The organism is Pseudomonas sp., from assembly GCF_030696055.1.
Classification (GTDB): Bacteria; Pseudomonadota; Gammaproteobacteria; order Pseudomonadales; family Pseudomonadaceae; genus Aquipseudomonas.
In genome coordinates this window covers 1-8593 of record NZ_JAUYNP010000317.1, presented here as the reverse complement: position 1 = coordinate 8593, position 8593 = coordinate 1, and the positions used below count along the sequence as shown (strand labels likewise).

Annotated in this window: 8 protein-coding genes; 6 read left to right on the top strand and 2 right to left on the bottom strand. The window is 66.8% G+C overall.

From position 1 onward, the window contains the following. On the bottom strand, nt 1–1265 hold a 1265-nt coding region (locus tag Q8Q83_RS19230; RefSeq protein WP_305625734.1), incomplete at its 3' end, for a diguanylate cyclase domain-containing protein. Between the two features lie 136 nt (nt 1266–1401). Between Q8Q83_RS19230 and Q8Q83_RS19225 the strand changes: the two genes are divergently transcribed. Genes Q8Q83_RS19225 through Q8Q83_RS19205 form a run of 5 tightly spaced genes read left to right on the top strand, consistent with a single transcriptional unit; the run spans nt 1402 to nt 6952 of the window. Further along, complete coding sequence (locus Q8Q83_RS19225; RefSeq protein ID WP_305625733.1) at nt 1402–3303, top strand: adenylate/guanylate cyclase domain-containing protein; 1902 nt, start codon at nt 1402–1404, stop codon at nt 3301–3303. Further along, a complete protein-coding gene (locus tag Q8Q83_RS19220) occupies nt 3296–3949 on the top strand; it encodes a hypothetical protein (protein ID WP_305625732.1) in 654 nt (217 codons plus the stop codon). Before Q8Q83_RS19225 ends, Q8Q83_RS19220 begins: the two co-directional genes overlap by 8 nt. 40 nt (nt 3950–3989) lie before the next feature. After that, on the top strand, nt 3990–5099 hold the full coding sequence (locus Q8Q83_RS19215) for a hypothetical protein (protein WP_305625731.1): 1110 nt from the start codon (nt 3990–3992) through the stop codon (nt 5097–5099). Between the two features lie 9 nt (nt 5100–5108). Further along, a complete protein-coding gene (locus tag Q8Q83_RS19210; RefSeq protein ID WP_305625730.1) occupies nt 5109–5951 on the top strand; it encodes an alpha/beta fold hydrolase in 843 nt (280 codons plus the stop codon). Next, the gene (locus Q8Q83_RS19205; protein WP_305625729.1) at nt 5948–6952 is read left to right on the top strand and encodes a caspase family protein; all 1005 of its coding nucleotides are present in this window, start codon (nt 5948–5950) and stop codon (nt 6950–6952) included. Before Q8Q83_RS19210 ends, Q8Q83_RS19205 begins: the two co-directional genes overlap by 4 nt. 309 nt (nt 6953–7261) lie before the next feature. Here Q8Q83_RS19205 and Q8Q83_RS19200 read toward each other — a convergent pair whose 3' ends face one another. Further along, nucleotides 7262–7906 (bottom strand): methylamine utilization protein, encoded by a 645-nt coding sequence (locus tag Q8Q83_RS19200; protein WP_305625728.1) that lies wholly within the window; start codon nt 7904–7906, stop codon nt 7262–7264. Between the two features lie 268 nt (nt 7907–8174). Between Q8Q83_RS19200 and Q8Q83_RS19195 the strand changes: the two genes are divergently transcribed. Further along, nucleotides 8175–8593: 3-hydroxyacyl-CoA dehydrogenase family protein (locus Q8Q83_RS19195; RefSeq protein ID WP_305625727.1), on the top strand; the 419-nt coding region annotated here is incomplete at its 3' end.

Here is an 8593-nt window from a genome sequence, read left to right as displayed (position 1 = left end):
AGGGCCTGCAGGCGCGCGGCGAGCAGGCACAGCAACTGATCGCCGGCCTCATGGCCGAGGGTGTCGTTGAGGTCCTTGAAGTTGTCCAGGTCCATCAGCAGCACCGCCACCCCTTCGCCGCCCGGGCACTGCGCCAGGGCTTGCTGCAGCTCGGCGACGAAGCGGTTGCGGTTGGCCAGTTCGGTGAGCGGATCGCGGTAGGCGAGGAAGCTGATGCGGGTCTCGCGCTCGGCTATGCCTTGCTGCATGGCGACGAATTCCCGCGCCAGCTGGCCGACCTCGCCGCTGGCCTGGGTGGCCATGGGCACCTGATAGTCGCCAGTGGCGATGCGCCGGACATTGGCGACCATCTGGCTGAGCGGGCGGCTGATGGTGTTGGCGATCCACAAGGCACCTAGGCCGGCGAGCAGCAGGGCGATGGCGAAGATCCCCGCCAACTGCCATTGCAGCGGCTGGTAATCGGCCAGTTCGGCGGATAGCGAGCGCATCAGCAACACCTGCAGTTCGCTAGCGGTGCCGCTCAGCGGCGCGCGCAGGGCCACCTGTTCCAGGCCTTGCAGCTCGAAACGGAACACTCCGTCGGCATTCGGCAGTTGCTGGCCGGCCAGTTCGGCCCGCGGCAGCGCGTCCAGGTTGCTGGCCAGCACCCGGTAGTGGCCGGGGCTGCCGTCCAGCAGGGCGACATCGGCGCCGCTGAGCCGGGCCAGGTGCGCGGTGGCCTGATCATCCAGCTCGAAGGCCATCAGCAGCCAGCCCATCAGGTTCGGCCGCGGGGCGAAGATCGGCGTGGCATTGATATGCAGCACCCGCTCGTCGAACACCACCAGGCGCTCATCGCTGTGCGGGTCAGCCTGATCGAGCATGGCGCTCCAGGGCAGCTGCGCGCCGGGCAGCAGCTCGGCGCTGGTGCCGGCGAGAATCAGCCCCTCGGGCGCGCTGACCAGGGCGAAACCGGCCTGGCTGCGCGAGGCGAAGGATTCCAGCGCGGCGGACAGCGACTGCGCCTCCTGCTGCGGGCTGGCGATCAGGTCGGCGATCTCGCCGAGCAGGGTGAAATCCTTGGCGATCAGGTCGGCCATGGCGCTTTGCGCCTGACGCCGGCTCTGCAGCTCATTGCTCAGCACCAGATGGGCGAAGTCCAGCTGGCCGGCCACCTGGCTCAGGGTGTGCTGGTAGGTGGAGCGATAGACCAAGGCCAGCAACAGCACCATCACCGCCAGCAACAGCAGCAGGAAGAAGCCGAGAATCTTGCCGCGCAGGGTCATGGCGGATGCCTATGCTGGTGGATAACCGGCTCGCCAGGGGCGAAACGCCTTGAGTATAGAAAGGCCCTGCGCCGGTGTTCGACTTTGCGTGTGACGGCTGAGGAGGCTGTGGATGCGGATCAGGCGGGCGTGGCGCATGCCGCTCAAGTTGATGCTACTGGTGCTGCTGAGCGCCACTGTGAGCGAGGGGCTCGGTCGCGGCGGTTTTCTGCAGTGGGGCGAGCGGCGCCTGCAGGACTTGCAGTTCCAGTGGCAGGGCCGCCGCGACCAAGCCCACCAGGTGGCCATAGTGGCCATAGACGAAGACAGCCTGGCGCTCTACCCGGACGACCCCATGCTGTTCTGGACCGACCGCCTGGCCGTGGCGGTGGCGCGTTTGCGCCGGGTCGGGGTGCCGCTGGTGGGCCTGGATATGCTCTACAGCATCAGCCCCGAACGCTGGCTGAGCAAACTCGGAGGCCTGCAGGGCGCGCGCGACTATGACCGGGCCTTTCGTGAGCAGCTCAGCAGCGGTCAGTTGCTGCTGGTGGCGAGCCGCTCCGGCAGCGGCGCGCAGGTCAGCGATTACCTGCTGCCGAGCCCGGATTACCTGCTGGCGCTGCCCAACTACGCGCTGCTGCCCCATGTCGGCCTGGCCGACTTGCTGGTGGAGGGCGATGGTCTGGTGCGCCGTTATCGCCTCGCTCCCGTGGCCGCGGCGGCGCGCGCCCAGCTGCAGGACGAGTTGCCGCAACTGAGCCTGCCGGCCCTGCTCGCGGTCCGCGCCGCGGGCCAGGATGTGCGCGCCGCCAGCTGGCGCCTGGGCGGCCGCGAGCTGCGGCGCGACCAGCCGGCCGAGGTGATCCCCTATCTGGGTCCGCCCGGCACATTCCAGCCAGTCGCCTTGAAACAGCTGCTGGCCGAGGGCGCGCTGGACGATCCCCAGGTGCAGGCGCTGCGCGGCAAGCTGGTGCTGCTGGGCGCCACCGCGGCGGGCCTCAACGACGCTCACTTCACCCCCTTTAGCAGCGACTGGTTGGGCGGGCGAAGCCTGCTGATGAGCGGCGTGGAGGTGCACGCCAATGTGCTGCAGGCGCTGCTTAGCGGAAATTACCTGCAAAGTCCGACTGCGCTCTGGCGCGCGTTCGGTCTGCTGTTGCTCGGCGGCCTGGCGGTGGGCGGCTTCCTGCGCCTGCCGGTATGGGCGGCGTTGCTGGGCTGGCTGTTCGGGATGGCTTTGTTGCTGCTGCTCGGCCAGCTGCTGTTCCGTCACGGCTGGCTGCTGCCGCTGGGCGGCGCGGGCTTGACCCTGTCGCTGTGCCTGCTGGGGGTGCTGGGCCTGCGTCTGACCGGCGAGGAGCGCGAGCGCAGCCATCTGCGGCAGATGTTCGGCCGCTATGTGTCCAACCAGGTGGTCGAGGCCCTGCTCAAGTCCGGCGAGCGCCCAGAACTGGGCGGCCAGGCACAGCGCGTCACCGTGCTGTTTTCCGATATTCGCAACTTCACCCGCATCAGCGAACAGCTGAGCGCCAAGGAGGTGGTGGAGATGCTCAACGCCTACTTCGCCCGCGCCTGCGCGCCGCTGCTGGCCGAGGGCGGCAGCATCGACAAGTTTATCGGCGATGCGGTGATGGTCGAGTTCGGCTCGCCGCTGCCCTTGCCGGACCATGCCCTGCGCGCGGCCCGTGCTGCGCTAGCCTTACAGCAGGTGGCGCAGGAATTCGCCGGCTGGATGCAGCAGCGCTTCGCCGGTCGCGATCTGCCGCCCTTCGCCGTCGGCATCGGCCTGCACAGCGGCGAGGCGGTGCTGGGCAATATTGGCTCGCCGATTCGCATGGAGTTCACCGCCATTGGCGACACGGTCAACCTGGCCTCGCGTCTGGAGAGCATGACCAAGGAGCTGGGCTGTTCGATCCTCGCCAGCGCCGACTGTATCGCCGAGGCGGGCGCGGCCGTGCGCTGCGGGCGCAGCGAGGTGATCCGGGTCAAGGGCCGCGAGGCGCCGATCCGGGTCTTCGAGATTATCGGGTTGCAACAGGGAGAGCAGACGGATGACTAGACAATTGGGGCTGTGCGGCGCGCTGCTGCTGGCGCTGCTGAGCTGCACGGCGCAGGCCAACGAGGTCGCCATGGTCACCGCGCTGAGCGGCACTGTCGAATGGCAGGCGCCTGGGGCGGCCCCGGCTATGCCGCTCAAGGCCTTCAGCAAGCTGCGCGCCGGCGACAGACTGAAGTTGGCGGCAGCGGCGCGGGTGCAGCTGGTGTTCTTCCAGAGCGGTCGTGAGGAGGTGTGGCAGGGCGCTGGCGATCTGTTGCTCGGTTCTGAAGCCAGTGCGGTGACGACGGGAACCCCGCAACAACAGAGCCGGCTATTGCCGCGGCTGCTGGTCAAGCAGCTGGCCAGGACGCCTGCGCCTGAGGGGCAGATCCGCGCCGGAATGGTGCGCCTACGCAGCATGCCCAGCGGCGGCACGCTCGAATCGGTGGAAAACAACTACGCTGAATTGCGCAGCAAAGCCGCAGCGACGGATCGCAACCCAGAGCTGTACCTGTTGGCGGGTTATTTCGAGTTGCGTGAGTTCGCCAAGCTGCAGCAGTTGCTCGCGCGACTGGACGAGCAGAGCCCGGGCAGTAACGAGCTCGCCGTGCTCCGTTCGCTCTATGTGCGGGCCATGAACAACGCGAAGATGGCGGAAGAGCAGTAGCCAGAATAACAACAACTGTTGCCTCTCCAGGAGACTGTCCATGAAAACCACCACCAGGCTGGCGCTGGCCAGCATCTGTCTAGCATCCCCGGTTGGCGCCTTTGCCAACTGTCTGGGGGCCTATTCGAGCTACTCGTCGGGGGGCATATTCGCCGAGCAGGCGCTATCCAATCACCCGGAATGCTTCGGCGGCGGTGCGACCACCTCTCAGGCGTTGGTCAGCGCCACGGCCGCCCGGCAATCCAGCGCTATTTCCGATGCCCTGGCCCGACGCTGGACGGCGCCCGGGGCTCCCAGCCTGGCGGCCACTGGCGGCGCGCGAGGGATGGCCGCGGGTGATGGGGCGCAGCCGTTCAATCTGTGGGGCAATAGCTCGGACGAAGACACCGAGCAGCGCTATGGCAACCTTTCCGGCAACACCACGAAGAACGACTTCGATATCCAGAACCATATCCTCGGCGCCGACTACGGCCTGGCGTCCCCCTCGCTGGTTTTTGGGCTGTCCCTGGGCATAGATAGAGGGGATATCTCGGGGATCAATACGGCCCCGGGGGAGGAGGAGAACGAGCTGACTAGCCACGGCTATATGGTCGCGCCCTACCTGGGCTGGCAACTCAACGATGAGCTGTCCCTGGATGCCAGCATCGGCTTCGGCCAGGGCGAGCTGCACGCCAGTGACAGCAGTAATCAGGATGTGGACCGCTGGTACACCGGGGTCAATCTCAATTACCAGCGTTGGCTGGGCAGCTGGCAGCTGGCGGCGCGCGCCGGCTATCTGCACGCGGAAGAGGACTACGACGACCTCAAGCTGCACGGCGATACCGAGGAGCAGCTGGGCCTGACTGAGCTGCAAGACTCTGACGCGACCAATGAGCTCGATCGTATCCAGCTGGGCGGACAGGTCGGCTACTGGTGGAATGGATGGATGCCCTATGCCGGCCTCAAGTATATGGACGACGTGCACCGCTCGACTACGCAGAACTTCGCCCCCAGCGACCCGATCGGCAAGGAGGCCTGGGTCTGGACCCTGGGCGTGAACTTCTACTCCCTGGCCTATGGCATCACCGGTGGCCTGGCCTACGAGCAGGAAGAGGGGCGCAGTCATCAGAATCTCAATTCCTGGGTCGCCAACCTCAGCCTGCGCTTCTGATCCGGGGCCATGGCCTGGCTAGGGCGTGCGCCAGTCTGGGTCGCCGTCTTGGGCGCGGCCCTGGCGCTCTTGCTGAACGGCTGCGCGGGCCCGGCCTACCCGCACGGCTCGCCCGCGCAGGTCGAGTCCTGGGCCCTGGCCCGGGGCTGGACGCCCGTGTGGCTGCGGGCCGAGCCCTTCAACCTGCTGGGCTTGTTGCGGCAGAGCCAGGCCAGCCCCGGCTTGCGGGTTTATATCGAGGGTGACGGCGCGGCCTGGCCCAACGGCTATCGGCCGCCGGCGGACCCGACTCCGCAGCAGCCCCTGGTGCTGGAGTTGGCCGAGCGCGATCCGGCGGTCGCGGTCGCCTACCTGGGGCGGCCCTGCCAGTACCTGGCGCCGGCGGCGCTAGCCACTTGTTCGAGCGCTTACTGGAGCGAGCGGCGCTATGCCCCCGAGGTGGTGGCGGCCATGGATCAGGCCCTTAGCCAGCTCAAGCAAGCGGCCGGCGCCGAGCACCTGAGCCTGGTCGGTTACTCCGGTGGTGGCGTGCTCGCCACGCTGCTGGCGCAGCGGCGTGGGGATGTCGAGGCGCTGGTCACCCTGGCGGCTCCTCTGGCGCTGGCCGAGTGGGTGCGCTTAAAGGCGCTGTCGCCCCTGCGCGGCTCGCTGGACCCGCTGGAGGGGGACGGGCCCTTGCCCTATGCCGTGCACATGGTCGGCAGCCGCGATCGAGTGGTGCCGGCTGCGCTTGGCGCGCGTTTCGTCGCCCGGCATGGCGGGCGTTTGCAGCTGTTGCCGGGCTTTGGTCATAGCTGTTGTTGGGTGCAGCACTGGCCGGCATTGCTGCCGGACGAGGAGGGTGAACCATGAAGACCTTATGCCGTGCAGTCGTGCTGCTGGCCTTGATCAGCGCGCCGGCGCTGGGCGGATTCCGTCCGCCGGCCTTTGTCGGCGGCATACCCGGACGGGCGCAGATGCAGGCGATCGATATGCAGCGGCATCAGGCCCGCACCCTGCTGTACCGCGAGGCCCTCGAGGAGTTGCGGCGCAACCCGCAGGTGGTGGATGTGCGCGAGTGCGGCCCCGCCGATGACGACCAGGCCTACTGCCTGCCCAAGGCGGCCCTGGGCGGGGTGCCGGCGGCCATCGCCGGGCGACCGACCCAGCGCCGGGTGGCGCTGCTGATCGGCAATAACCAGTATCAGGCGCCTATCCCGCCGTTGCTGACGCCGATCCGCGATGTCGAGCAGGTCGCGGCCACCCTCAAGCGGGTGCTGGGTTTCGAGGTGCGCGTGCTGAGCAATGCCAGCAAGGCGGACATAGTGCGCGCGGTGGCCGCCTTGGCCCGTGAGATGACCCCGGCCGATGCGGTGTTCGTCTACTACGCCGGGCATGGCTACCTGATGGACGACACCGAGATGGGCTACTGGATTCCCAGCGATGGCTCGGTGAAGACGGCGGCGCAATGGCTCTCCAACAAGGACATCGCCACCCTGCTGCGGGCGATTCCGGCCCGTCAGCTGCTGCTGGTGTCGGACAGCTGCTTTTCCGGCAGCCTGGTGCGCGGTCAGACCTACCAGGGCGGCCAGCTCGCGCCGCTGCAGGTGCTGCGCAAACGCAGCGTGCTGGTGCTGTCTTCCGGGGGCGAGGAGCCGGTATCCGATGAAGGCAAGGACGGCCACTCGGTGTTCGCCTGGCATTTCCTGCGCAGCCTGCAGGACCTTGGCACCATGGTGCCGGGCTTCAACCTGTACCAGGTGGTGCGCCGCGGGGTAAGCCAGGACTACCCGCAGCAACCGCAGTACGGCGCGGTGACGGTGGCCGGGCATGAGTCGGGCGGGGAGTATCTGTTCGAGCCTTTGCCTAATTAGTAGGCTGTTGAAAAACGTAGGCGAGGCAGCCGAGACAAGGCGCTACGTAGTAACAGCCTTCGGCTGGTCAAAACAGGCGAGGAAGCGGACGACTGCATGGATGCAGGAGGTAGAACGAAGCAGGATGCCCGAGTCGAGTTTACGAGCTGTAAATGAGCATGACTCGCTTCGCTCGCCCTGCGGGCCGCGCTAAAGCGCGTTAGCCGCAAGCGGCTTGCCGAGCCTGTTTTTAACGCCCCTTTCTTTTCTAAAAGAGGGGCAACGCAGGTAGTTTTTCAACGGCCTGTTAGCCGGGCGGGTTGCGCCGGCTTACCGCATATAGCCGCCCTTGCCCTGGGGACGCAGGACTGGAACTTTCGGCCTGGGGTCGCGCTTGAGCGGGCTGCTCAGTTGCCAGGACAGGCTGCTGCCGGCCTGCAGTTCGCGGCTCATGGCTTCGCTGGCGTCATTCAGGCGCGGGTGCCAGATCCGCAGCTGCTGCCCGGCGGCGGGCTCGAAGTCGAGGCGGGCGTGGCCCTTGGCGTCGGTCTGGCTGAACCAGGGGCTGTCCAGCACCAGGATAAAACCGAGCATCCAGTCGTGGATATTGCAGCCCAGGGTGACCAGGCCGGGCTGGTCGAAGCGCACCTCCTGGGGTGCGGCGTTCTGCTGGTGCAGGCGCAGCTCGAAGCGCTTGGCCGGGGAGAAGGAGTAGACGTGATGATTGATCGGGTCGGAGTTGGGGAAGCTCACCGTGGTGCCGACCTGCACCGGCAGGATATAGGGCTTGAACTGGCGCTTCTGCTGGTCCATCAGTGCGGGCTCGGCCTTGGCCTGAGTCGGTCCGGGTTCGACCCACAGCACCGCTTCGCTCAGCGGTTTGCCGTCAATATCGCGCACCTCGACCTGCAGGCTGGCGGCCTCGGCCATGCCGCCCAGCAGGCCGATCAGCAGCGCCCAAGCTGACTTCCCCATCGTTAACTCCCCAAGCCCCGCGCTGTCGTAGTGCTCAGTATAGGAAGCCTTTGTCGCGCTGCCCTAGCCCTGGCCGATGGCGACTATGCGCGCGATCAACCACCGCAGGGCGGCATTTGGTCATCGAATACCCGCAGCAGGTTGAGATCGAAGCTAGAGATATTCATTGCCTGAATACCAAGCATCACAAGACTAAATTTCAAAAATACTGGCGTCTTGCTTATGGTGGTTGGCGAATTTCTTTCGGGCAGCGAACAGAGGGCTAGGCATGAGCAACGGGTTGAGCATCCAGCAGGCCGCCGTGATCGGCGCGGGCACCATGGGCCGCGGCATAGTGATGAGCCTGGCCAACGCCGGGATTCGCGTGCTGTGGCTGGACAGCAACCCGCAGATGCTCGAACAGGCCATGGCGGTGGTCGCCGAGACCAACGCGCATAACCTCAAGCTCGGCCGGATCAGCGCGGAACAATGCGCCGCGCGTCTGGCCTGCGTCACCCCGGTGGGCGACTACGCGGCGCTGGCCGACGCCGACCTGGTGATCGAGGCAGTGTACGAGAATCTGGAACTCAAGCAGCAGATCTTTCGCAGCCTGGACGCCATCCTCAAACCCGGCGCTATTCTCGCCTGCAATACCTCGGCGCTGGATTTCGACGCCATCGCCGCCGTCACCGCGCGCCCCGAGCAGGT